21 protein-coding genes are annotated in these 22,173 nt (G+C 40.3%); 6 read left to right on the top strand and 15 right to left on the bottom strand.

Annotated elements, in window-relative coordinates:
• Positions 1 to 8: 8 nt before the first annotated feature.
• From ACE2AL_RS04395 to ACE2AL_RS04365, 7 genes are all read right to left on the bottom strand, one after another.
• Positions 9 to 1,040 (bottom strand): FAD:protein FMN transferase, encoded by a 1,032-nt coding sequence (locus ACE2AL_RS04395; protein ID WP_272539827.1) that lies wholly within the window; start codon positions 1,038 to 1,040, stop codon positions 9 to 11.
• Positions 1,041 to 1,282: 242 nt separating this feature from the next.
• Positions 1,283 to 2,509, bottom strand: a complete 1,227-nt coding sequence (gene nqrF / locus ACE2AL_RS04390; protein WP_206084754.1) for an NADH:ubiquinone reductase (Na(+)-transporting) subunit F — start codon at positions 2,507 to 2,509, stop codon at positions 1,283 to 1,285.
• Between the two features lie 15 nt (positions 2,510 to 2,524).
• Positions 2,525 to 3,121 carry an NADH:ubiquinone reductase (Na(+)-transporting) subunit E gene (gene nqrE / locus ACE2AL_RS04385; protein WP_206084753.1) on the bottom strand — a complete coding sequence of 199 codons (597 nt, stop codon included), beginning with the start codon at positions 3,119 to 3,121 and terminating at the stop codon, positions 2,525 to 2,527.
• 4 nt (positions 3,122 to 3,125) lie between these two features.
• Positions 3,126 to 3,755 carry an NADH:ubiquinone reductase (Na(+)-transporting) subunit D gene (locus ACE2AL_RS04380; RefSeq protein ID WP_047756757.1) on the bottom strand — a complete coding sequence of 210 codons (630 nt, stop codon included), beginning with the start codon at positions 3,753 to 3,755 and terminating at the stop codon, positions 3,126 to 3,128.
• Complete coding sequence (locus tag ACE2AL_RS04375) at positions 3,748 to 4,542, bottom strand: Na(+)-translocating NADH-quinone reductase subunit C (RefSeq protein ID WP_206084752.1); 795 nt, start codon at positions 4,540 to 4,542, stop codon at positions 3,748 to 3,750. The genes ACE2AL_RS04380 and ACE2AL_RS04375 overlap by 8 nt, the downstream gene beginning before the upstream one ends.
• Positions 4,535 to 5,773, bottom strand: a complete 1,239-nt coding sequence (locus ACE2AL_RS04370) for an NADH:ubiquinone reductase (Na(+)-transporting) subunit B (protein ID WP_206084751.1) — start codon at positions 5,771 to 5,773, stop codon at positions 4,535 to 4,537. Before ACE2AL_RS04370 ends, ACE2AL_RS04375 begins: the two co-directional genes overlap by 8 nt.
• Positions 5,774 to 5,777: 4 nt before the next feature.
• Complete coding sequence (locus ACE2AL_RS04365; protein WP_206084750.1) at positions 5,778 to 7,121, bottom strand: Na(+)-translocating NADH-quinone reductase subunit A; 1,344 nt, start codon at positions 7,119 to 7,121, stop codon at positions 5,778 to 5,780.
• Positions 7,122 to 7,536: 415 nt separating this feature from the next.
• Between ACE2AL_RS04365 and ACE2AL_RS04360 the strand changes: the two genes are divergently transcribed.
• Positions 7,537 to 8,274 (top strand): murein L,D-transpeptidase family protein, encoded by a 738-nt coding sequence (locus ACE2AL_RS04360; protein WP_206084749.1) that lies wholly within the window; start codon positions 7,537 to 7,539, stop codon positions 8,272 to 8,274.
• Here the strand turns inward: ACE2AL_RS04360 and ACE2AL_RS04355 are convergent.
• The gene (locus ACE2AL_RS04355) at positions 8,245 to 9,012 is read right to left on the bottom strand and encodes a class II glutamine amidotransferase (RefSeq protein WP_375084048.1); all 768 of its coding nucleotides are present in this window, start codon (positions 9,010 to 9,012) and stop codon (positions 8,245 to 8,247) included. The genes ACE2AL_RS04360 and ACE2AL_RS04355 overlap by 30 nt on opposite strands.
• A 27-nt stretch (positions 9,013 to 9,039) precedes the next feature.
• Positions 9,040 to 9,618, bottom strand: coding sequence for a D-sedoheptulose 7-phosphate isomerase (lpcA, locus tag ACE2AL_RS04350; RefSeq protein ID WP_206084747.1), 579 nt, complete (start codon positions 9,616 to 9,618; stop codon positions 9,040 to 9,042).
• Positions 9,619 to 10,009: 391 nt separating this feature from the next.
• On the opposite strand from lpcA, the gene fadE reads away from it, so the two are divergent.
• Positions 10,010 to 12,475, top strand: a complete 2,466-nt coding sequence (fadE, locus tag ACE2AL_RS04345) for an acyl-CoA dehydrogenase FadE (protein WP_206084746.1) — start codon at positions 10,010 to 10,012, stop codon at positions 12,473 to 12,475.
• Positions 12,476 to 12,552: 77 nt separating this feature from the next.
• Here fadE and ACE2AL_RS04340 read toward each other — a convergent pair whose 3' ends face one another.
• The 4 genes from ACE2AL_RS04340 to lysA form a co-directional block, all read right to left on the bottom strand.
• The gene (locus ACE2AL_RS04340; RefSeq protein ID WP_349415767.1) at positions 12,553 to 13,245 is read right to left on the bottom strand and encodes a hypothetical protein; all 693 of its coding nucleotides are present in this window, start codon (positions 13,243 to 13,245) and stop codon (positions 12,553 to 12,555) included.
• Positions 13,242 to 14,477: a hypothetical protein gene (locus ACE2AL_RS04335; RefSeq protein ID WP_353167535.1), complete on the bottom strand. Its 1,236-nt coding sequence runs from the start codon at positions 14,475 to 14,477 to the stop codon at positions 13,242 to 13,244. The genes ACE2AL_RS04340 and ACE2AL_RS04335 overlap by 4 nt, the downstream gene beginning before the upstream one ends.
• A gap of 17 nt (positions 14,478 to 14,494) precedes the next feature.
• Positions 14,495 to 15,133, bottom strand: a complete 639-nt coding sequence (locus ACE2AL_RS04330; RefSeq protein WP_375084047.1) for a sel1 repeat family protein — start codon at positions 15,131 to 15,133, stop codon at positions 14,495 to 14,497.
• A gap of 170 nt (positions 15,134 to 15,303) precedes the next feature.
• On the bottom strand, positions 15,304 to 16,563 hold the full coding sequence (gene lysA, locus ACE2AL_RS04325; protein ID WP_375084046.1) for a diaminopimelate decarboxylase: 1,260 nt from the start codon (positions 16,561 to 16,563) through the stop codon (positions 15,304 to 15,306).
• Between the two features lie 125 nt (positions 16,564 to 16,688).
• Between lysA and ACE2AL_RS04320 the strand changes: the two genes are divergently transcribed.
• A complete protein-coding gene (locus tag ACE2AL_RS04320; RefSeq protein ID WP_272574357.1) occupies positions 16,689 to 17,624 on the top strand; it encodes a LysR family transcriptional regulator in 936 nt (311 codons plus the stop codon).
• Here ACE2AL_RS04320 and ACE2AL_RS04315 read toward each other — a convergent pair.
• The gene (locus tag ACE2AL_RS04315; protein ID WP_206084739.1) at positions 17,598 to 18,518 is read right to left on the bottom strand and encodes a LysR family transcriptional regulator; all 921 of its coding nucleotides are present in this window, start codon (positions 18,516 to 18,518) and stop codon (positions 17,598 to 17,600) included. The genes ACE2AL_RS04320 and ACE2AL_RS04315 overlap by 27 nt on opposite strands.
• A gap of 132 nt (positions 18,519 to 18,650) precedes the next feature.
• Between ACE2AL_RS04315 and ACE2AL_RS04310 the strand changes: the two genes are divergently transcribed.
• Together ACE2AL_RS04310 and ACE2AL_RS04305 are read left to right on the top strand one after the other, a co-directional pair.
• Positions 18,651 to 19,523: an MBL fold metallo-hydrolase gene (locus tag ACE2AL_RS04310; RefSeq protein WP_272539823.1), complete on the top strand. Its 873-nt coding sequence runs from the start codon at positions 18,651 to 18,653 to the stop codon at positions 19,521 to 19,523.
• Between the two features lie 138 nt (positions 19,524 to 19,661).
• Complete coding sequence (locus tag ACE2AL_RS04305) at positions 19,662 to 20,306, top strand: DsbA family protein (protein WP_206084737.1); 645 nt, start codon at positions 19,662 to 19,664, stop codon at positions 20,304 to 20,306.
• A 40-nt stretch (positions 20,307 to 20,346) separates the two neighbouring features.
• On the opposite strand, the gene ACE2AL_RS04300 is transcribed toward ACE2AL_RS04305, so the two are convergent.
• Positions 20,347 to 21,006, bottom strand: a complete 660-nt coding sequence (locus ACE2AL_RS04300; RefSeq protein WP_375084296.1) for a prepilin peptidase — start codon at positions 21,004 to 21,006, stop codon at positions 20,347 to 20,349.
• A 428-nt stretch (positions 21,007 to 21,434) separates the two neighbouring features.
• Between ACE2AL_RS04300 and rsmE the strand changes: the two genes are divergently transcribed.
• Positions 21,435 to 22,166 (top strand): 16S rRNA (uracil(1498)-N(3))-methyltransferase, encoded by a 732-nt coding sequence (gene rsmE / locus ACE2AL_RS04295; RefSeq protein ID WP_206084736.1) that lies wholly within the window; start codon positions 21,435 to 21,437, stop codon positions 22,164 to 22,166.
• The last annotated feature ends 7 nt before the right edge of the window (positions 22,167 to 22,173 follow it).

Raw genomic sequence — 22,173 nt, 5'->3', positions numbered from 1 at the left:
TCCTACAACTACTGTTTTTTGGTTAAAAACGGTTCGAATGCCTTAGTATAACGCTCTTCGAAACCTTTATCTGTCTTAACAATCATAAAAACAGGCACATTCATTTTCTCAGCTAAAGCAAAGCCCGCTTCTGGACCTAAAACATTTAGCCCAGTTGATAAGCCATCTGCACTCATACAATTGTCTGCGATCACAGTGATAGACACTAGGTTATGCGTAATTGGCTTCCCTGTTTTGGGATCAATGGTATGAGAGAAACGAATGCCATCTTGTTCAAAATAATTACGATAATCACCTGATGTAGCAATAGAACGGTCACCTGGTTCAATAATTTCTTGTGCTGTTTGGCTCAAACCATCCGTTGATGGTTTTTCAATAGCAATACGCCATGGCGCGTCTTTGCCATTTTTACCTTTCGTGCGCACTTCGCCACCGATATCGACCATATAGTTATTGATACCCTGTGACTCTAAATATTCAGCAACAACATCAACACCATACCCCTTAGCAATAGAAGACAAGTCAACATATAGCTCTGGAATGGTTTTAATCAAGTTGTTATCTTGTACTGAAAGTTTTTCAATCCCGACCCATGCACGGCGTTTGGCGAGTTCTTCATCTGAAGGTGTTTTCGTCACACGACCTTCTGGCCCAAAGCCCCATAAATTCACTAATGGCCCAACAGTCACATCCAAAGAACCATCCGTCAGTTTATTAATTTCAATGGCCTTACTTACCACTTTTGCTGTCGCCGCTGATACAGGAAAAGGGGTATTCACTTCCTTGAATTGGTTAAAGCGACTTAATTCAGAATCTGGACGATAGGTTGACATCTGGTCGTTAACTTCCTCCAAACGCTTATCAACTTCAGCTTGAATCGCTTCAGGTTTTTGTTCTGAAGAATCAGTGACATATTTTACAGTATAATAAGTCCCCATTGTTTGCCCTTGCAAATTTTGTTGCTCTGGGCCACCACAAGCGGTCAAGAACAGCGCAGCAACAAACAACAAGACTGAGGTATAAATTTTTTTGTTCAGCATAATTTTCTCCGCGTCAATCATGAGCGCGTATTGTTAGATTCGCTCAGACTATTAACACACTTTACATCGTCACCCATGCAGAGAATGTTCAAGTCAAAATAACTCTCAACCTATTAATAACCAATAAAATAATTAGCAACTAACGGTATTAATATAAATAATAAAGAGGGAAAATTTTTCCCTCTTTATTTGATAACTGTCCGTACTTTACTTGGTAAGTACAATAAAGCCAATAAAATTAGTTAACCACCGAAATCATCCAGTAAGATATTTTCATCTTCAACGCCCAAATCTTTCAGCATTTTGATCACTGCAGCATTCATCATTGGTGGTCCACACATATAGAACTCACAATCTTCAGGTGCAGGATGGTCTTTCAAATAATTCTCATACAGAACATTATGAATAAAGCCTGTATAGCCATTCCAGTTATCTTCTGGTAATGGATCTGAAAGTGCTACATTCCACGTAAAGTTTTCATGTTCTGCCGCCAACTCATCAAAGTCTTCTGTATAGAACATTTCACGAACAGAACGCGCACCATACCAGAAACTGATTTTACGTTTTGAATCCAAACGGCGTAATTGGTCGAAAATATGGGAACGCATTGGTGCCATACCTGCACCACCACCAATAAAGACCATTTCAGCGTCCGTTTCTTTCGCAAAAAACTCACCAAATGGACCTGAAATTGTCACTTTATCACCGGCTTTTAATGACCAAATATAAGATGACATGATCCCAGGTGGAACGTCAGGATTACGTGGTGGAGGTGTTGCAATACGTACGTTCAGCATAATAATACCGTGCTCTTCAGGGTAGTTAGCCATTGAATATGCACGCACCGTTGGCTCTTTAACCTCAGAGACATAACGGAACAAATTAAATTTATCCCAATCTTCTCGATACTCCTCAGGAACATCAAAATCTTCATATTTTACAATATGTTCTGGGCATTCAATCTGAATATAACCACCAGCACGGAAAGGAACAACTTCGCCTTCTGGAATTTTCAGTTTTAATTCTTTAATGAAAGTCGCTTTATTATCATTAGAGATAACTTCGCACTCCCATTTTTTCACACCAAAAATTTCTTCTGGAAGCTCAATTTTAAGGTCTTGCTTCACGTTAACTTGGCAGGCTAAACGACAGCCATCTTTGGCTTCACGTTTGTTTATGTGCGAAAGTTCAGTGGGTAAAATATCACCACCGCCCTCTTTGATTTTCACACGGCACTGACCACATGAACCACCACCACCACATGCAGAAGAAACAAAAATACCTTGGCTCGATAACATGCCAAGCAATTTGTCACCCGCAGGGGCTTCAAAGCTTTTATCAGGATCGCCATTAACTTCAACTTTGATGTTCCCTGTATTGACCAACTTGGATTTTGCAAACAAGATTAAACCTGTCAGCACCAAGACAATCAGGGTAAACATCACTACACCTAGAATAATAATTTCCATGAATTCTTCTCGCCTTTATAGCTGCACACCGGAGAAGGACATAAAGCCCAATGCCATCAAACCGGTCGTCACAAAGGTGATACCTAACCCTTTTAGACCTGCTGGGATATCAGAGTATTTCATCTTCTCACGGATAGCAGCCATCAATACGATAGCAAGCATCCAGCCGATTCCTGAACCAAACCCATAAACAATGGATTCACTAAAGTTATAATCACGCTGAGCCATGAAAGAAACGCCACCAAAAATTGCACAGTTAACGGTAATCAATGGCAAGAAGATACCTAATGCGTTATACAGCGATGGAAAATAACGGTCCAAAATCATCTCGAGGATCTGAACCAGCGCCGCTATCACCCCAATAAAGGTAATAAAATTTAGGAAGGATAAATCCACTCCTTCGGCTATCGCACCATCACGCAGCACAAGGTTGTACACCAAGTTATTGGCAGGAACAGAAATTCCAAGAACGACCGTAACGGCAATCCCTAAACCAAACGCGGTTTTCACATTCTTCGATACCGCAAGGAATGTACACATCCCCAAGAAGAAGGCTAACGCCATATTCTCAATAAAAATGGATTTAACAAATAGGCTTATATAATGTTCCATTTGATTAATCCTTCTCTACTTGAGCGGGTTTCAGGGTACGTAACCCCCAAATCAGCATGCCGATAATAAAGAATGCGCTTGGAGCCAGTAAGAACAGGCCATTTGGCATGTACCAACCACCGTTTTGCAGTGATTCAAATACGGTGATACCAAACAGTTTACCCGAACCAAAAAGCTCACGCAGGAAACCAACTAAAACAAGGATGACACCGTAGCCAAGGCCATTACCAATACCATCCATAAAGCTTTCAATCGGAGGTGATTTCATGGCATAAGCCTCTGCACGCCCCATGACAATACAGTTAGTAATGATTAAGCCAACAAATACTGAAAGCTGTTTTGATATCTCATAGGCATAAGCACGCAATATTTGGTCCACCACAATAACCAGTGAAGCAATGATGGCCATTTGCACGATAATACGCACACTGCTTGGGATGTAGTTTCGAATCAATGAGATAAAAAAGTTGGAAAATGCAGTAACCAGTGTCACCGCAATGGTCATCACCAACGCTGTTTCTAGTTTTGTCGTGACGGCTAATGCAGAACACACACCCAACACCTGTAAGGCGATTGGGTTATTATCGAATAGCGGCCCAAGTAGGACGCGTTTTACTTCTTTTGAATCAGCCATTATTCAGCGCTCCTTCACGTACTTTTTTCAGGAACGGACCAAAGCCGTTGTCACCTAACCAGAAATCAAACATGTGCTGAATACCGTTTGATGTCAGCGTCGCCCCCGAAAGTCCATCGATACCATAAGGGCTATCGGTTGCACCACTACGCACAATTTTAATTGCTGGGATACCTTGTTCATTAAACAGTTTTTTACCTGGCCATTGCGCTTTCCACTGCGGGTTATCCACTTCCCCACCCAGCCCTGGTGTTTCACCATGTGCGTAGTAAGTGATACCTCGAGATGTCACACCATCAACATCAACTGCAATAAAAGCGTACATAACTGACCATAAGCCTGAACCGTAAACAGGTAAAATGATTTGCGAGACTTTGCCAGAATCATCTTTTACCAAGTAGATTTCAGCACTATTCGCACGACGACGAATTTTCGCAATATCTTCCTGCGGTGAAAGTGCAATACTCGTTTCATCACTACGCAGTTCATCATTTAACACAAAACGCCCAGTGCTATCAGATAACTCATTTGTTTTGAAGTTTAAAAGCTTAGGTTCGATACGCTCGCCATACACTTTCTGCACTTCTTCTGCGCTCATTTTCGGCGTTGAAAGCCCCGCAACACTCAAAATATTACGTTGAGTATCTAATTGGATTTGTTCCTGTTGCTGTGGTTTTAACCCAACCGCGGCCCCAGCAACAATAATTGAACACACGAGGCATAGAATAAACACAACAAGAAATGTTCTGCCGACGCCATCGTTATTGATTGTTTTTTCATTAGCCACGAGCTTTTCTCCGCTTAATATTTGCCTGAACGACCAGATAGTCAAACAGAGGAGCAAACAGATTGGCGAACAGGATAGCCAGCATCATCCCTTCTGGGTAAGCTGGGTTAACCACCCTGATAAGAACACACATTACGCCGATCAGAATACCGTAAGCCCATTTACCTTTATCTGTAAATGACGCGGATACAGGGTCTGTCGCCATAAAAATCATACCGAATGCAAAACCACCTAACACCATATGCCACCACCATGGCATCGCAAATAATGGGTTGGTGTCTGAACCGATAAGATTAAACACATAAGACATCGCGATCATGCCTAGCATCACGCCAGCCACAATACGCCATGATGCGATGCGAAAGAACATAATCAGCGCACCACCGATAAACAGCATCAGTGTCGATACTTCACCGATAGACCCAGGCATGTTACCTAAAAACGCTTGCATCCATGTAATAGGTTCGCCACTCACGGTATTCATCAGTGCGTGCTCACCGCCCGTTGCCCATTGGGACAATGGCGTTGCACCTGAAAAACCATCCGCCGCAGTCCAAACTAAATCGCCCGAAATTTGTGCAGGGTAAGCAAAGAATAAGAATGCACGACCCGCTAATGCAGGGTTTAAGAAGTTACGCCCTGTTCCCCCAAAGATTTCCTTCGCAACAACCACACCAAAGGTAATCCCTAGTGCAGCCTGCCATAGTGGAATTGTAGGTGGAACAATCAATGCAAATAAGATGGATGTGATGAAAAAACCTTCGTTGATTTCATGGCCGCGGATCATGGCAAATAAAACTTCCCAGAACCCGCCAACCAAGAAAACAACTGCATAAATAGGAAGAAAATACACTGCACCTAGCAGCATTTTACTTCCCCATCCCGCGTCCATCGACAATGATGCGCCTAAGAACTGCGCTAAGCTGTAATGCCAATCACTCGCAATAATTTGCTGTAATTCAACACCACTATATAGTTGATGTAATGCAGGGATCGCTTGATTTCCCACATTATACATCCCCCAGAACATCGCTGGAAAAACGGCGAGCCACACCAAGATCATCATACGTTTAAGATCGATAGTATCTCGGACATGAGAACGACCTTTAGTGACTGTACCTGGCGTGTAGAAAACAGTCGAAACTGCTTCATACAGTGCATAGTATTTCGCTAACTTTCCACCGGGCTCAAAATGGTGCTCATATTTTTCAAATAAATGTTTCAGACCCATGGAATTACCCTTCTAGCTCTATCTTGGACAACACATCACGTAGCACCGGACCGTATTCATACTTCGCTGGGCAGACGTAGGTACACAACCCCAAATCTTCTTCATCCAGCTCTAAACAGCCTAGTTCTTGTGATGTATCGGTATCCCCCGCAAGGAGATCGCGCAACAAGTGCGTAATCATAATGTCCAGTGGCATCACACGTTCGTAGTTACCAATTGGTACCATTGAACGCTCACCACCATTCATCGTCGTCGTGAAGTTAAAGCGTTTATTTTTCAAAAAATGCCCAATCGTTGTGCGGGTAATAGTGAATTTATTTACCCCTGGCATAATCCATCCAAATAATTCTTTTTCACGACCTTCTGCGAGAACAGAAACTTGGTTATGAAAACGACCAAGATAGTGATGAGCTTCATCACAGGTAACCCCCCAAAGCACAGAACCCGAAATAATACGGTTTTCACCTGCTTTGAGTTGTCCTTGAGTCAATTCATATAAATCAGCCCCAAGGCGGGTGCGGAGTAAGCGCGGTTTTTCAACTTGAGGCCCTGCAAGGGAAACCACACGGTCAGTGTATAAGTGACCCGTAACAAATAGCTTCCCAATAGCGATAACATCTTGATAATTCAAGCTCCACACTTTTTTCTTGATGCTAACGGGCTCCAAGAAGTGAATGTGAGTACCAGCTAACCCCGCAGGGTGTGGCCCGCCAAACTGGGTATAAGTAATTTGTGATTGGCTGTTAACCTTTGGCAAATCTCCCTCTCCATGACATACATGGATTTTACCTTCCGTTAAGCGGCTAAGAACCAATAAGCCATCATTAAATGCTTGCTCATTTTCGCGAATAATACCAACAGGGTCAGCAGCTAATGGGCTGGTATCCATTGCAGTCACAAAAATAGCAATCGGTGAAGAGCCTGGTTGCGGAGAACGGCTAAATGGACGCGTTCTTAAAGAGGTCCACATACCTGATTTAATTAGGTTATCTTCGACTTGCTCACGAGTTAATGCAGGTAGTTCATCACGGGTATATGCAGCAAAAGTGACTTGCTCATCCCCCTCAATTTCGATGACTACAGATTGAAGTACACGACGCTCACCACGATGAATAGCAACAATTTTTCCGCAGGCAGGACTCGTAAATACGACCCCTGGGTTCTTTTTGTCTTCAAAGAGAACCTGCCCTTTTATTACACGCTCACCTTCTTTAACCAGCATCGAAGGACGCATTCCGACATATTCCTCACCTAGCAATGCTACGTGTTGAATTTTCGGGCCGTCTTCTATCACTTGGGCTGGCTCACCTGCGATGGGAAGGTTGAGGCCTTTTTTAATTTTAATCATAAGATCTGCACAAGTTTATCAGTTAAACCCTAAGCTAACGATTCAGCAATGAATGATAGCGACTCAGTCATAAAAACTACTCAAGTCACCTTCGTGACTTGAGCGAGTATTCTCACAAAATTGTTACTAAATTCCTGTCTTCTGCCAGTCGTAATTTTATCAGTTTCAGCTCACGCTGTCCGTCTAGAGAAGTGATATAGTTCAAGCAAATTGCATTATTATTTAATTTTTTCCATTAACAATTCGATATTGCCGAGCAATAAACTCATGTTTATCGATGACTGTTTATTATTTAGCCAATAAAGATTCATTTAAAAACTATTAACAACCTATATTAATTTTTAAACAGCTCGTCTAAAATGTGTAAAATATGTGTTATTTTTAATCAACTCCACCTTAAATATTTGGCTTAAGCATGAAAAAAAGTAAACTACTTTGTGCCATATCTCCATTTGTACTCATGTATACATTGGTTGCTCAGGCAAATAACGCTTCATTTTTGCTAAAGAATGAATCACGAGCAAATCCAGATTCATCGATATTTATACAAATATTTAAGCAAGAAGGTGTACTTGAACTCTACCAAAAAACACCATCAGGCAAATATACCTTGTCGAAAACCTATCCCATTTGTAAGTTTTCTGGTGGGTTAGGGCCAAAGAAAATAGAGGGTGATCTTAAAAGCCCCGAAGGTTTCTATCAAATTACAGCAGAGCAACTCAACCCTAATAGTCGGTATTACCGATCTATCAATATAGGTTTCCCTAATGAGTTCGATAAAGCCCAAGGGTATAGCGGAAGTTACCTGATGATCCACGGCAGCTGCGTATCGGTGGGTTGTTATGCGATGACCGATAAGTACATGGGCGAAATCTACCAAACGGTAGAAACTGCCTTGCTAAATGGCCAATCGACGATTAGCGTAAATATCTATCCGTTTAAAATGACGAAAGAAAATATGCTGCGCTACCGAAATTCAAGCCATTACACGTTTTGGCAGCAACTACAGCCTGCCTATGAGTATTTCAACCAAACAGGAAGACTCGCACAGGTCTCTGTAAATTCAGGAAAATATGCAGTCATGGGCCTACCTGATACCCCAACAAAATTGTTAGGGATGAAATCACAGTATGCGCTGACCAAGGTGGAATAACACAAAATTACCTGGCTCAATCTTTTGCCAGTCTTCATTGGCTGTCAAAGGTTGAGTTGCAATCACAGAGACGATATCTGTTGGTGTTGTGCACTGTGCAAAATCAATTTCAATATCTTGATCGAGCAACTTAGCCATGCCAAACGGCGCTTTACGCGTGATCCAATGTAATTTCGTTGAGCTAAACGCCATCAAATATTGCCCATCAGACAACAACATATTGAAGACACCTTTACTCCGCAATTGATCAGCTAAAGTTGCAATAAAACGAAAGACACTTTTCCAGTTTGACGGTTTTCGTGGATATTTTTCACTCAGCTGTTGCAAAATCCAACAAAATGCCCATTCACTGTCTGTTTCCCCAATAGGCCAATAACGCCCTGTGTTAAGGGAACGGTATCCCTTAAGTTGTCCATTATGAGCATAAGTCCAATTACGTCCCCATAGCTCTCTGGTGAAAGGGTGAGTGTTCACTAACGATACATCCCCTCGATTAGCTTGGCGGATATGCGCCACAATACTTTCAGACTTGATGGGGTATTCCTGCACAAAACGCGCAACGGGGGATGTAAAACTCGGTTGTGGATCTTTAAATGTGCGACACCCGAGACCTTCGTAAAACGTGATTCCCCAGCCATCTTTGTGTGGCCCAGTTTGACCACCACGAGAAATTAACCCACTCAAACTAAAGGTAATATCGGTTGGAACATTGGCACTCATGCCAAGTAACTCGCACATTTAAAAGCTCCTACAACGGCTAAATCGTTACTTCACCATCTCTTTTTCAATTAATTGAATAAGGATATGGATAACTTTGATATGAATTTCTTGAATACGATCCGCATAACCAAAATGAGGTACACGAATTTCAATATCTGCCGTGCCTGCCATTTTGCCACCATCTTTTCCTGTTAATGTGATGACTTTCATACCTTTTTCACGTGCAGCGGCAATCGCTTTGATAATATTTCCTGAGTTACCTGATGTTGAAATTCCCAGTAACACATCACCTTTCATGCCAACTGCTTCAATAAAACGAGAGAAAACAAACTCATAACCGAAGTCATTACTCACACAGGATAAATGGCTCACATCTGAGATCGCAATAGCAGGGTAACCTGGACGGTTTTCACGATAACGGCCTGTCAATTCTTCAGCAAAATGCATCGCATCGCAGTGAGATCCACCATTGCCACAAGATAAGACTTTGCCGCCGGCTTTAAAAGAATCCGCTAATAACACCGCCGCTTGTTGAATGGCTTCGATATTCGCTTCGTCACTTAGGAAATTTGATAACGTCTCGGCCGCTTCAGTTAATTCACTGCGGATCAAATCTTGGTACATGAGGTTTCCCCTTAATTAAGAATACGTTATTGAGAATATAGCCAACTTACATCCAAAATGATTTACAGTAAATCGATCTCACTAGGACACAAATTCAGATGGATATCAGTCATTAAGCTTTAATACTCAGATTGTTGCACAGGGGGCTTTTTGTTTCTACTTTTGATTGTGCTGTCTTGAGCTCGTCGACAAAAATAACGTTTTGTTATACTTAATAACCTTATTTTATTTAATGGTAATAATTTTAATTTCAACTATCCCTTCCATTATTTGATTTTTTTGTGAACTAAGTTGTAATTAAGATGTAAATATATTGCTAATTCTTTATTGCTAGGTATAGATTGAGTTATCAAACAGGTCAGACCTCTTACAAGTCGACAGGAGATCCACTATGATCCTTCTTAGCATTGTGTTATTTCTCGCCTTAATTGGCGTACTTAGTTATCACAGAACCTCCCTTGTACTCAGTACAGTACTGCTATTAGCCTATACTGTCGTCATGGGCATGTTAAATATTTGGAGTTACTGGATGTTGTTGCCAGTAGCTCTGGTCTTATTCCCATTTGTTTTTTCTCCTGTACGCCAGTCTCTTTTCTCATCACGAGCCATGAAAATGTTTCAAAAAGTCATGCCGCCAATGTCGAGAACTGAAAAAGAGGCTATTGACGCAGGAACAACATGGTGGGAAGGCGACCTTTTCCGTGGTGCACCAGATTGGAACAAACTGCATAATTATCCAAAACCACAGTTAACGGCGGAAGAACAAGCGTTTATTGATGGCCCAGTAGAAACTGTGTGTGGCATGGTAAATGATTTTGAAGTTAGCCATGAGCTTGCTGACTTAACGCCTGAAGTTTGGCAATACCTTCGCGATCACCGCTTTTTCGCCATGATCATCAAAAAAGAATATGGTGGTCTTGAGTTTTCAGCTTACGCGCAATCACAAGTATTACAAAAACTCGCAGGTGTATCAGGTATTTTAGCCATCACGGTGGGTGTACCAAACTCATTAGGCCCAGGTGAATTATTACAACATTATGGCACTGATGAGCAAAAACAACGCTACCTACCAGGCTTAGCAACAGGCGAAGAAATTCCGTGTTTTGCCTTAACCAGCCCTGAAGCAGGCTCCGATGCAGGTGCGATTCCCGATTCTGGTGTTGTCTGTATGGGAGAATGGCAGGGTGAACAAGTGTTAGGTATGCGTTTATCATGGAATAAACGCTATATTACCTTAGCACCTATCGCCACTGTACTTGGCCTTGCGTTTAAATTGTCAGATCCAGACAAACTATTGGGCGGTGAGAAAAACCTCGGCATCACCTGTGCGTTAATTCCAACCAACACGCCAGGCGTTGAAATTGGTCACCGTCACTTCCCACTCAATATTCCATTTATGAATGGCCCGACTCGCGGAAAAGATATTTTTGTCCCTATCGATTACATCATCGGTGGGCCCAAAATGGCTGGTCAAGGCTGGAGAATGTTAGTGGAATGCCTGTCTGTAGGGCGTGGTATTACACTACCATCAAACTCAACAGGTAGCTTGAAAAGTATCGCTATTGCAACAGGTGCCTATTCTTATATTCGCCGCCAATTCAAATTACCGATTGGTAAAATGGAAGGTATCGAAGAACCCTTAGCACGCATCGCAGGTAATACTTACTTGATGGATGCAGCAGCCACATTAATCACCTCAGGTATTATGTTAGGCGAAAAACCCGCAGTACTTTCGGCTATCGTTAAGTACCACTGTACCCACCGCGGTCAGCGCGCCATTATTGATGCGATGGATATCACAGGCGGTAAAGGTATCTGCTTAGGGGACTCCAACTTTGTTGCACGGGCTTACCAAGGTGCGCCTATCGCAATTACGGTTGAAGGTGCTAATATTCTGACTCGCAGTATGATTATCTTCGGTCAAGGTGCAATTCGTTGCCATCCTTTCGTCTTAGACGAAATGGCGGCTGCGCAAGATAACAATCTGCACAAATTTGATAAAGCCGTATTTGGTCACATTGGTCATGTCATTAGTAACCAATTCCGCAGCTTCTGGTTAGGTTTAACTAACGGTCGAGGTAGTCACGCACCAACCAAAGATGAAACACGCCGCTATTATCAGATGTTAAATCGTCATAGTGCTAACTTAGCGTTGTTATCCGATGTCGCAATGGGCGTGTTAGGTGGCAGCTTAAAACGTCGCGAACGTATTTCAGCTCGCTTAGGGGATATCCTCAGCAACCTGTATCTTGCATCTGCAACTTTGAAACGCTATGAAGATGAAGGTCGCCAAAAAGCGGATTTACCACTGGTAAAATGGGCTGTTGAAGATTGTTTATATCAGTCTGAAAAGGCAATTGATGATCTACTGAAAAACTTCCCGAACAAAATGGTGGCAGCGATTATGCGAATAACTTTGTTCCCTACAGGACGTGCGATGTCCATGCCATCAGACAGACTTGATCATAAATTGGCACAGCTGTTGATGGAGCCATCAGAAACCCGTGACAGATTAGGCCGTGGTCAATACTTAACGCCAACGGAAAATAACCCGCATGGCTTAGTTAACCAAGCATTACTGGATATTATTGCTGCGGAACCCATTTTTGAACGCATCTGCCGCCTGAAAGAGCGTAAACTCAGCTTTACCCGTTTAGACAAACTGGCTGATCAAATGCTGCCTGAAAATGTCATCACGCAGGAAGAAGCCGATATCCTACGTAAAGCAGAAGCGAGCCGATTACGCACAATTAATGTCGATGAGTTTGAATTTGATGACTTAGGAGTGCTTCCGTCAAAAAAGTCTCCTGATGAACCATCAAACGAAGACGCTAGCAAGAAAAAGAAAGCCGCTTAGTTTATAGATAAGTAATAAAACTCAAGGAGCATCCTACTCCTTGAGTTTTTTGTTAGTGCAAATTATACATCAATTTTCTACGTACTCGGGGGTTCTCGTTGTTTAGCCTCTAATATATAAGGTCGTAATTTAATTTTATTATCCCAATCACTCAGTTTAAATTGACAGATTTCCCCACCTTCATTTGCACAAATTGTTAGATACTCTTTTGCTTTATTAAGCTCATTAAACTCATAAAAATATATTTCAGCTGCTGCATCTAGCGCTAATAAACGGTAATAGCCTTTAGTTTTTATTAACATTTCCCAATATTTCATTGATTGTTCTAAATTAATTTCCATACCAATGCCATAATTATTGAAGTAAGCTAATCGGTATAAACCCAGCTGAAAATTAGGTTCAATCATCACAGCTTTATGTAAATATTCTAATGCAATCAAACAATTTTCATCTGCAATCCGCTTTAAATTGACTAGGCTTTTTTCAGAACAGTTCGAATCATCAAAATATAATAAAAACAAAAGATAATTGGTTTTGGCATCACCTTCACCAGCACTATTTTTAAGTAGATAAAATTTCCCCGCTGTTTTAATTGGTATCATGGCCTGAAAAAGTTTTTTCTCTTCTTCATACTTCATATTATTAGTAGAAAAAGCCAGCATTCTATATGACGGCGGTTTTACGTCACTACTTTTAAAAAAGCTTTCATTATAGGAATATGACTCATATCCACTGAAAATAAAAGCCAGCACAATTAATAACCACTTCATATTATTCCATTAAATAAACGGGCGTTATTTGATATTAAAAATGGGAATGTACTTGTCATTGAAGTAACTAGTTTGTTATTTAAGCTTATGGATGGCTCATTATTAAATAATGAAATAAACTCAACTAGTTGGTCTTCAGGATGGGATATTTCTTTTTGTTTAAACCACACATCAACAACATCTGTTTTTTTTCCATCAATCCAAGTTACCTCTGATATTAATTTATGTTCATTACTATTTTCATCCACATAGTCAGAAAATGAATAATTTAAGTTTATTGATGAAATACCTATTTCACTTAAACCTAGTAGCTCTTCAGGCTGAGTTTTACCATCACTGTTCTCATCTCGCCATAATTTAAGATATTCCCAGTAAAAGTCACCATTACTAATAAACCCATCATTATTGCTATCAAAATCCAATAAACCATCAAAACCATTTAATGCAAAACAACCATTTTCTTTCAGATAATCATCCCCAAATAACTCACTAGAATCATTAATAATACCATCACTATTTTTATCTATAACTAATAATGCATCACTAGGAGAAACCCATCCGGTTTGTTTTAGTTTTCCATTGAACTCAAATAATACACCAAGATCATATGATAAAGTTTCCACACCATTATTATTTAAATCAATAATTAAAGGTGTTCTATATTCTTTTGCTATCATCTTTATTTTCTTTAAATTTTTCTTTGGCGTCTCTTCTAGTTTTATACCATTGACGCCAGATTTCTCAAGAAAATCACTCACAAAGTCAATACAATTGTTTGATATCAAATTATAATTTTCATTACCATCCGGGTTGTTTTTAATTGAGTTATATGTATTAAACAAATTGTTTAAATCATTGTGGAATATAGGCCCTTGCCCCACAATTGTCACAGATGATGCTTCTGAATATTTATTATGGTCATCGAACGAAATATTATCCGTATTTGTCAAATAGCTATTACCCGCACTAAAGCCTATTGATACACTTTCAAATTGGTTACTTTCCGGATTTGTACCTTTAAGACCAATAAATACATGACCCAAAGAAGAATCCCCTATACTTGTATTATCACCTACAACATCTATATATTGGCTATCTGGCGGAGCAATAAATATAGTAAAACTAGGACCTCCATAGCTAGAGAAACCATTATCATCTAGTTCGATTAACCGACTATCACCTTCATTCACGCTTTGTAAATAATGTTCCGGTATATATTCTTTAACTTCCATCCCCCCTCCTATTATCTTCATTTTTTTTTCATGTAGTAATCTATATCATTGAGATATTTATTACATTTATCGCTACCATTTTTCGAGCCAAGATTTGCATAATATCTTGCTTTATCAATATCTTTTATGTTTCTTTCATCATCAAAAAGAGTAATTTCAACTAAATAATCACAGACTAATACAGAATCTCGTCCTCCTTTTTCTATTATCTTATCTAGAATTAAATTTGCTTTATTTATATTTTCATCTAATACAACCCCTTTATAATAAAGTTTACTCATTTCAAATAACGCTATATTATTATCAGGATTTCTATTAACCGATTCAATTAAGTAATTAACAGCTTTTTTACAAATAAAATTAGGCATGGCAGGTTTAAAATCAAAATACTTACAATTAGAATCTTTAAGAAATAATTTAAACAATAATAAATTACTATTGGAATCTCCTGATGCTGCCTTTTCAACTAACAAGAAAAAATCTTTTTCATTTCTTGGTGGTGGATACTCATCATTAATAGACGGTTCATATATTAAATATTTGCTATCATAATTAAATGACAGCATCCTATATGATGGCATAATGACACCTCTTTTCAAATCTTGAGCTTTACACTCTAAAAAAACGAGGCTAAGTATAAAAAATATCAATTTCATATTATTCACTTTAAATAAAATAAACCATTAGAAATAATAAATTTATTTTTACAGATGGGAAAATATTGTAAATAACCTAAAAGAGTAATTTTAACCTTAATTAAAAACAAAAAAATCCAGCTATTTATTCAATAGCTGGACCCATTAATTTTTTTGAAGAATGATTTAAACTACAGCTCTAATGCCAATAGTTCTTCAATCGTTTGACGACGGCGAATTAATTGCGGTTTCCCCTCAACAAACATCACCTCTGGTAATAATGGTCGGCTATTATAGTTTGAAGACATAGATGCGCCGTAGGCTCCTGTGTCGTGGAAAACCAAATAATCCCCCACGTTGACCTCAGGTAATGCGCGAGTCACCACAAGCCCACCTTCAAGCTGAGTAAACACATCCCCAGATTCACATAAAGGGCCGGCAATAATGGTGTCTTTTAGTTGTGACTCATCCGCAGCACTTCCGTCTGCAGGTAAAACAGAAATATGATGATAACTGCCATACATCGCTGGGCGCATTAAATCATTAAAACCACTGTCGACTAAGACATAATGACGGCTTCCTATATCTTTAACAGCACGCACTTCCGCCAGCAAAACGCCCGATTCAGCCACTAAATAGCGACCTGGTTCGATTTCAAGTTCAATCGCGTGTCCTAGATGCTGCGCTATGCGCTGGCGCGCGTTATCCCATAAACTATAATAATGCTGCACATCGATTAATTCATCGCCTTCACGGTAAGGTGTCGATAACCCACCACCCGCTGAAATAGCATGAAGATCCACGCCAGCAGTTGTCACCAGCGCCACCATCGAATCACATACATCTGCAAGATGTTGATAATCAACGCCTGAGCCAATGTGCATATGAATACCGATTAACGACAAATTATAATGACGAATTTTTTCTAAGGCTAAAGGCAAATCTTCATGCCAAATACCGTGCTTGCTATTTTCACCGCCCGTATTGGTTTTTTGGCTATGACCATGACCAAAACCCGGGTTGATACGAAGCCAAACTGGGTGCCCTGCTTTTTGCTGACCAATTTGGTCTAGCATATCAATTGACCCCGCATTGACAGGTATATCCAGCTCCGTCACTTTAGCCAGTGTTGCTCTATCAAGCACGTCCGCAGTAAACACGATTTCTGACTTTTCACGACCTGGCTTGAAGCCGGCCACCAGCGCACGTTCGATTTCCCCTAAAGAAACTGAATCGACTTTAACGCCCTGCTCTCTCATAAGGCGCAAAATATGAATATTTGAACTAGCTTTTTGAGCAAAGCGCACCGTATCAAAGATTTGTAATTGCTTAATACGCTCAATGATGACTGCACTGTCATATACCCAAACAGGGGTACCGTATTGTGCAGGTAGCGCACGTAAATGTTCAGGGGTTAAATACTGGCTTGAAGTGGTTGCGAATGAAGTCATTATGTTTCTCGTTTGCAAGTTTTTATTATATTAAAGTCTATTATTCAGAGAAAAGATGGGAAAAAAAATATCCATTTTGCTAAAGTCTATTCATATTTGATATAGCTTTGGTTTTGAGGTGAAAAATGCAAGCCATTTCGTGGCGACATATTGAGATATTTCGTGCAGTGATGACCGCACCGAATTTGACGGAAGCCGCTGCATTGTTGAATACTTCACAGCCTACCATCAGCCGTGAACTGGCACGCCTTGAGCATTTACTACAATTTAAGCTTTTTGATCGCGTCAAAGGGCGCTTGCAACCCACCGCGCAAGGGCTGCGATTTTTAGAAGAAGTTGAACGCTCTTACTATGGGTTAGAGCGCATCAAAAACTCAGCAGAAACAATACGCCGTTTTGAACATGCCCAAATTTCTGTCACCTGCTTACCCGCTTTTGCCCAATCCCTTTTACCGTCAGTCTGCCACTCTTTCATGGAAAGCTATCCTGATGTCAGTATCACCGTAATCCCTCAGGAATCTCCTGTGCTCGAAGAATGGCTCTCTGCCCAGCGCTATGATTTTGGTTTAACAGAACATTTGCAAATGCCGCCAGGTACTGAGCAACAAACGCTTGGAAGTTTAAATGAAGTGTGTGTGTTACCTATAGGGCATCCTCTCACTCAAAAAAAGGTCTTAACCCCCAGTGATTTTCAGCATCAACGCTTTATTAGTTTGTCTTTAACTGACAGCTACCGCCAATTAATTGACTCAACCTTTGCGGAGCAGCAAATTGACCGAAAAATGGTGATGGAAACACATTCGGCTTCTTCTATTTGTGCGATGGCTCTAAAAGGTATTGGGATTTCCATTGTTAACCCACTAACAGCGTTGGATTTTCACCAGCAATCTTCGGGTAAACTAGCGCTGCGTCCTTTAAGCTTTTCAATACCCTTTACGGTGAGCTTAATTAGACCTATTCACCGCCCATCATCACAACTCACTGATATATTTACCAAACATTTAAAAAAACAATTTAACCAGATTGAACAACATTTAGCGCTGGCCTTGCTGCATCAGTGATAACCAATGGGGTGAGGTAGTAAACCAGTTAGCAAGATAATCGATCACCGCACGTAGTGAGGTTGGCATTTTTTGCCGACTGGCATACACAGCGTAAATACCTAATGGCATTGGTGTGTAATCAGGTAATAATTGGATTAATTCGCCTGAATCCAAATACTTTGCAACTGAATAATAAGGCTGCATAGAAACCCCTGCGCCATTTAAGGTCGCTTCGGCGATAAAAACAGATTCATTAGCACTCAACCTTCCATCCACTAACACTGTGTGCTGTTCGCCTTCTTTTTCAAACACCCATAAACTACGCCCAAAAAAGTTATAAGTTAGACAATCCAGTAATGCTAAATCCTCGGGTTTTGTAGGGTGCTTTTTTCCTTCCAAAAAACGGGGAGATGCACAGATCACGGAATAACAGGTCGAAAGAGGCTTCGCAATCAGACTTGGCTCTAGCTGATTAGTAATACGGATCGCTAAATCAATTCTTTCCTCAATAAGATTCACTGATTTATTCGAGATCTGCATATCAATAGCCATATTAGGGTACTGTTGCATAAACTCGGTCATTGCCATGGAAAGCGCACTTTGGGCAATAGATTGTGAGCAACTAATACGTACCAGCCCTGATAATGCTTGATTATCATGCTCTTGCTGCACAGGAACCGTTTGTGAAATCGCATTTAGTTGTAACGATTGTTGGTAAACCCCTTCCCCTGCAGAGGTTAAACTAAGCCGCCTTGTTGTACGGTTTAATAACCGAACACCCGCCCATTGTTCCATCTCAGATAAATAGCGAGTTACCATCGCACGAGACATATCTAGCTTATCTGCCGCACCGCTTAGGCTGCCACTCTCCACAATGGTGATAAACACTTCTACCGCTTTTAATCTATCCATGCCCCACCAATTCGACCGATTTATGCAACAAATAAAGCCTAATTATGCTGTTTTTCCCATCATTATTACAATCTAATATACACGCCAAGCCAAACAACATTTACCTGCATCACTTAATTTTAGGATATAAAAATGAAACTTACCTTATTAGCAGCAACGACATTATTCGCAACAACTATGCACATGGCACAGGCTAAAAAGCTAACATTAGATGTGTATAACCCAGGCCATAACAGTGTTTTCCCTGTTTCATCTGAAATTATTAGCGGCCCAACTGAAGTGGTTTTAATTGATGCTCAATTTCAAAACAACGACGCACAAAAATTAGTCGATAAAATCCAAAAGCTGAATAAGAAATTAACCACCATTTATATTAGCCATTCAGACCCTGATTTTTATTTTGGTTTAGAGACGCTGACAAAAGCTTTCCCTGAAGCCAAAGTGGTTGCAACTGCCGAAACCGTCAACGCCATTAATGCAACTAAAGATGGCAAACTTGCCTATTGGGGCGGTGAATTAAAAAATGAAGCACCAAGCCATGTTATTGTTCCTGAAGTCATTAAAGGGAATAGCTTTACCGTTGATGGTGAAAAATTAGAGATTAAAGGCCTAGATGGTGCCTCACCAGACAGAACTTATCTGTGGGTACCCTCTTTAAAAGCAGTCGTGGGTGGCGTATTAGTTTACGATAATCTCCATGTGTGGATTGCAGATACGCAAACTGAAACCTCACGCCAAAACTGGCAACAAGCTTTAGAGAGTATTAAAGCACTTAAACCCGAAACCGTTGTACCAGGGCATTTTACTGGCAATTCTAAGTTTGATATTGGAACCGTTACATTTACTCAGCAATATTTAAATGACTTTGAAACTGCGACAAAAGCAAGCAAAAACGCGGATGAACTGATTAAAAAAGTAGAAACGCAATACCCTAACTTAGATGAAAAATCGAGCTTAGAGCTCAGCGCCAAAGTGATTAAAGGCGAAATGCAGTGGCCTCAGTAAGCCGATAAATTGCCCCCTATTTCATTTGTTTTGGTACTTTTTGTAACTTGTGGATACACATTAAAAACAAAATGATCTAGGGGGATAGTTTATGCTATCACCTTGAGTATCTTAAAAATAATTCAGCGAGACATTATTATGAGCAATATTACCCTACACTATATTTATGACCCTTATTGTGGCTGGTGTTATGCTGCTGCACCGTTAATTGAAGTTGCTGCGAAACACCCAAATATTCATATCGAAATGCATGGTGGTGGCATGCTCGCAGGCAGCTCTCGACTACATTTAGATGATAATTTCCGCCAACACATTATCCAATCAGATAAACGCATAGCGTCAATGACAGAGCAAGTTTTTGGTGATGACTACCTCACAATGTTACATGAACCTAACTTTGTAATGGACTCCGCAATACCGCAAACCGCAATACTGGCAGCAACAAAACAAGGTAAAGGCTTAGAAATGCTAAAAGCGATTCAAAAAGCCCACTATATTGCAGGGCGCCACATTAATGATAGCGCTGTCCTGTTAGATTTAGCACAAAGCATTGGGTTGGATGTCGCTCAATATACGACTGACTACGCACAGAGTGAGCTAAGTGAAACTAAGACCCACATTCAAAACAGTAAAACACTATTAGCGCAATCAGGTGCATCTGGCTTCCCTACATTACTGATTCAGCAACAAGGCCAGTGGCTACGAGTCCCACTACAAAACTACCTTGGCGCGCCAGATAAATGGCAACAATTCTTAGATACCATGGTTAATGCTGCTAAATAACCAAACGAGCAAATCATTTGGCTGTGTTATTCATTTATTATCATTGAATAAGTGATAAATACAGCCAAATACTCGCACTAACCAAAATCGCTGGCCCAAAAGGAATAGTCGGGCCCCCCATATTCATACCTTCTCCACTTTTCAAATACGATTTTCCGCCAACGCCATGGAACTTAGGTAATAGCCAATAACTCGCACTGTAGTGCAAAAGCCCTAGCACTGCTGCTAGACCTAAAAAATGCGGTAAATTCAGTACACCAAGCCATGATGCACACGCAGCAATCAATTTAAAATCTCCCCTTCCCATTTGCGGCTGTTTTTTGATTTTTTCCACCAGCGTTGTGATAAACATAATGGCCAAATAAGCCACGATAATGGCATAGATAGCCGAAATCACATTACCGTTTGGAGAGCTTATTTGATACAACAACCCAACCACTAAGAATGGGTAAGTTAATATATTCGGTAAATACCCTGTTTTATAATCAATAATAAACAACAACACAGTGAAGTTTAAAAATACGAATAAAAATAAGATGGCAAGCCAATAACTCAACGAATAAAAAACGATAAGACCCAACACTGAATAAATAAAAAACAATGAAAAATAATTAACCTCAATGGAAGGTAATTGAAAATATTTTTCAGGAATAGATTTCAATAGCTTAAAGGTCATTATTACAGATAACACTAAAAGCATTAAAATCAAATAAACTTCCTTATTGACCATAATGTTACTGAATTTAATATAAAAACAGCTCCACTTTGTTTTCAATTTAAATAAAAGATTCATTATTTCATTAAAGATAAAAACGAATTTTTCTAAAACTGCGCACCATAAGTCGAGCATATTAACTCCTTATTCCATTATGGAGAAAAAATAAATATACGCAGAAAAATAACCAACCTAAACACTTTAATTCCGTTCAATACAATCAGTTTATTCGAGCTCAAATTTTTTCTATTTATTTATCAATTGCGTCTAATTTAACGGCGATGGCACAGACGTACTATAAATACGTTTTTTTTCGTTATAAACTAGATAGCAAAGCTTGAGTTTTGCGATTCAATCCCCATATTCACCAAAGCTATCCTATTTATTAATCGAGTCTGTACTAAGGAAACACCATGCGCATTCCACGCATTTATCACCCTGAGCCAATACAAACCAATACAACCATTTCTCTTGGTGATGATGCCGCAAACCATGTGGGCAGAGTCCTCCGTATGGCTCCTGGTCAGAAGCTTGAGCTGTTTGATGGTAGCAACCAAACTTTTAGTGCTGAAATTACGGAAGCTTCGAAAAAGCATGTTTTGGTCTACATTGAAAGTGGCAATCTTGATGATAGAGAGTCCCCCCTCGATCTCCATTTAGGCCAAGTCATGTCACGCGGGGAAAAAATGGAATTCACCATCCAAAAATCTGTTGAATTGGGTGTTAATACCATTACCCCTTTAATTTCAGAGCGTTGTGGTGTGCGTTTAGACCCCGAGCGACTCGAAAAAAAATTACAGCAATGGCAAAAAATTGCGATTGCTGCATGTGAACAATGTGGCCGAAACCGTATCCCTGAAATTCGCCCCGTACAAAGCCTTGAAACTTGGTGTGCGGAGGATGACGGTGCATTCAAGGTAAATCTTCACCCAAGAGCGACAGAAAGCATCAATACCCTGCCGACTCAATTGAAAAAAGTAAGACTGTTGATTGGCCCAGAAGGCGGGCTTTCAGCGGATGAAATCGCCATGACAGCCAATTATCAATTTACCGATATACTGTTAGGCCCTAGAGTACTTAGAACAGAAACGACTGCGCTAACCGCTATCACTGCACTGCAAGTGCGCTTAGGTGATCTGGGTTAAGGAGAAA

The organism is Providencia xihuensis (assembly GCF_041953405.1).
GTDB classification, from domain to species: Bacteria; Pseudomonadota; Gammaproteobacteria; order Enterobacterales; family Enterobacteriaceae; genus Providencia; species Providencia vermicola.
This window is presented reverse-complemented; position numbering and strand designations above follow the sequence as displayed.

What these genes read in the sequence shown, in the direction of transcription:
- ACE2AL_RS04395 (WP_272539827.1), bottom strand. Translation starts at nt 1,040, where the DNA reads ATGCTGAACAAAAAAATTTATACCTCAGTCTTGTTGTTTGTTGCTGCG.
- nqrF (WP_206084754.1), bottom strand. Translation starts at nt 2,509, where the DNA reads ATGGAAATTATTATTCTAGGTGTAGTGATGTTTACCCTGATTGTCTTG.
- nqrE (WP_206084753.1), bottom strand. Translation starts at nt 3,121, where the DNA reads ATGGAACATTATATAAGCCTATTTGTTAAATCCATTTTTATTGAGAAT.
- ACE2AL_RS04380 (WP_047756757.1), bottom strand. Translation starts at nt 3,755, where the DNA reads ATGGCTGATTCAAAAGAAGTAAAACGCGTCCTACTTGGGCCGCTATTC.
- ACE2AL_RS04370 (WP_206084751.1), bottom strand. Translation starts at nt 5,773, where the DNA reads ATGGGTCTGAAACATTTATTTGAAAAATATGAGCACCATTTTGAGCCC.
- ACE2AL_RS04365 (WP_206084750.1), bottom strand. Translation starts at nt 7,121, where the DNA reads ATGATTAAAATTAAAAAAGGCCTCAACCTTCCCATCGCAGGTGAGCCA.
- ACE2AL_RS04360 (WP_206084749.1), top strand. Translation starts at nt 7,537, where the DNA reads ATGAAAAAAAGTAAACTACTTTGTGCCATATCTCCATTTGTACTCATG.
- ACE2AL_RS04355 (WP_375084048.1), bottom strand. Translation starts at nt 9,012, where the DNA reads ATGTGCGAGTTACTTGGCATGAGTGCCAATGTTCCAACCGATATTACC.
- lpcA (WP_206084747.1), bottom strand. Translation starts at nt 9,618, where the DNA reads ATGTACCAAGATTTGATCCGCAGTGAATTAACTGAAGCGGCCGAGACG.
- fadE (WP_206084746.1), top strand. Translation starts at nt 10,010, where the DNA reads ATGATCCTTCTTAGCATTGTGTTATTTCTCGCCTTAATTGGCGTACTT.
- ACE2AL_RS04340 (WP_349415767.1), bottom strand. Translation starts at nt 13,245, where the DNA reads ATGAAGTGGTTATTAATTGTGCTGGCTTTTATTTTCAGTGGATATGAG.
- ACE2AL_RS04335 (WP_353167535.1), bottom strand. Translation starts at nt 14,477, where the DNA reads ATGGAAGTTAAAGAATATATACCGGAACATTATTTACAAAGCGTGAAT.
- ACE2AL_RS04330 (WP_375084047.1), bottom strand. Translation starts at nt 15,133, where the DNA reads ATGAAATTGATATTTTTTATACTTAGCCTCGTTTTTTTAGAGTGTAAA.
- lysA (WP_375084046.1), bottom strand. Translation starts at nt 16,563, where the DNA reads ATGACTTCATTCGCAACCACTTCAAGCCAGTATTTAACCCCTGAACAT.
- ACE2AL_RS04320 (WP_272574357.1), top strand. Translation starts at nt 16,689, where the DNA reads ATGCAAGCCATTTCGTGGCGACATATTGAGATATTTCGTGCAGTGATG.
- ACE2AL_RS04315 (WP_206084739.1), bottom strand. Translation starts at nt 18,518, where the DNA reads ATGGATAGATTAAAAGCGGTAGAAGTGTTTATCACCATTGTGGAGAGT.
- ACE2AL_RS04310 (WP_272539823.1), top strand. Translation starts at nt 18,651, where the DNA reads ATGAAACTTACCTTATTAGCAGCAACGACATTATTCGCAACAACTATG.
- ACE2AL_RS04305 (WP_206084737.1), top strand. Translation starts at nt 19,662, where the DNA reads ATGAGCAATATTACCCTACACTATATTTATGACCCTTATTGTGGCTGG.
- ACE2AL_RS04300 (WP_375084296.1), bottom strand. Translation starts at nt 21,006, where the DNA reads ATGCTTTTAGTGTTATCTGTAATAATGACCTTTAAGCTATTGAAATCT.
- rsmE (WP_206084736.1), top strand. Translation starts at nt 21,435, where the DNA reads ATGCGCATTCCACGCATTTATCACCCTGAGCCAATACAAACCAATACA.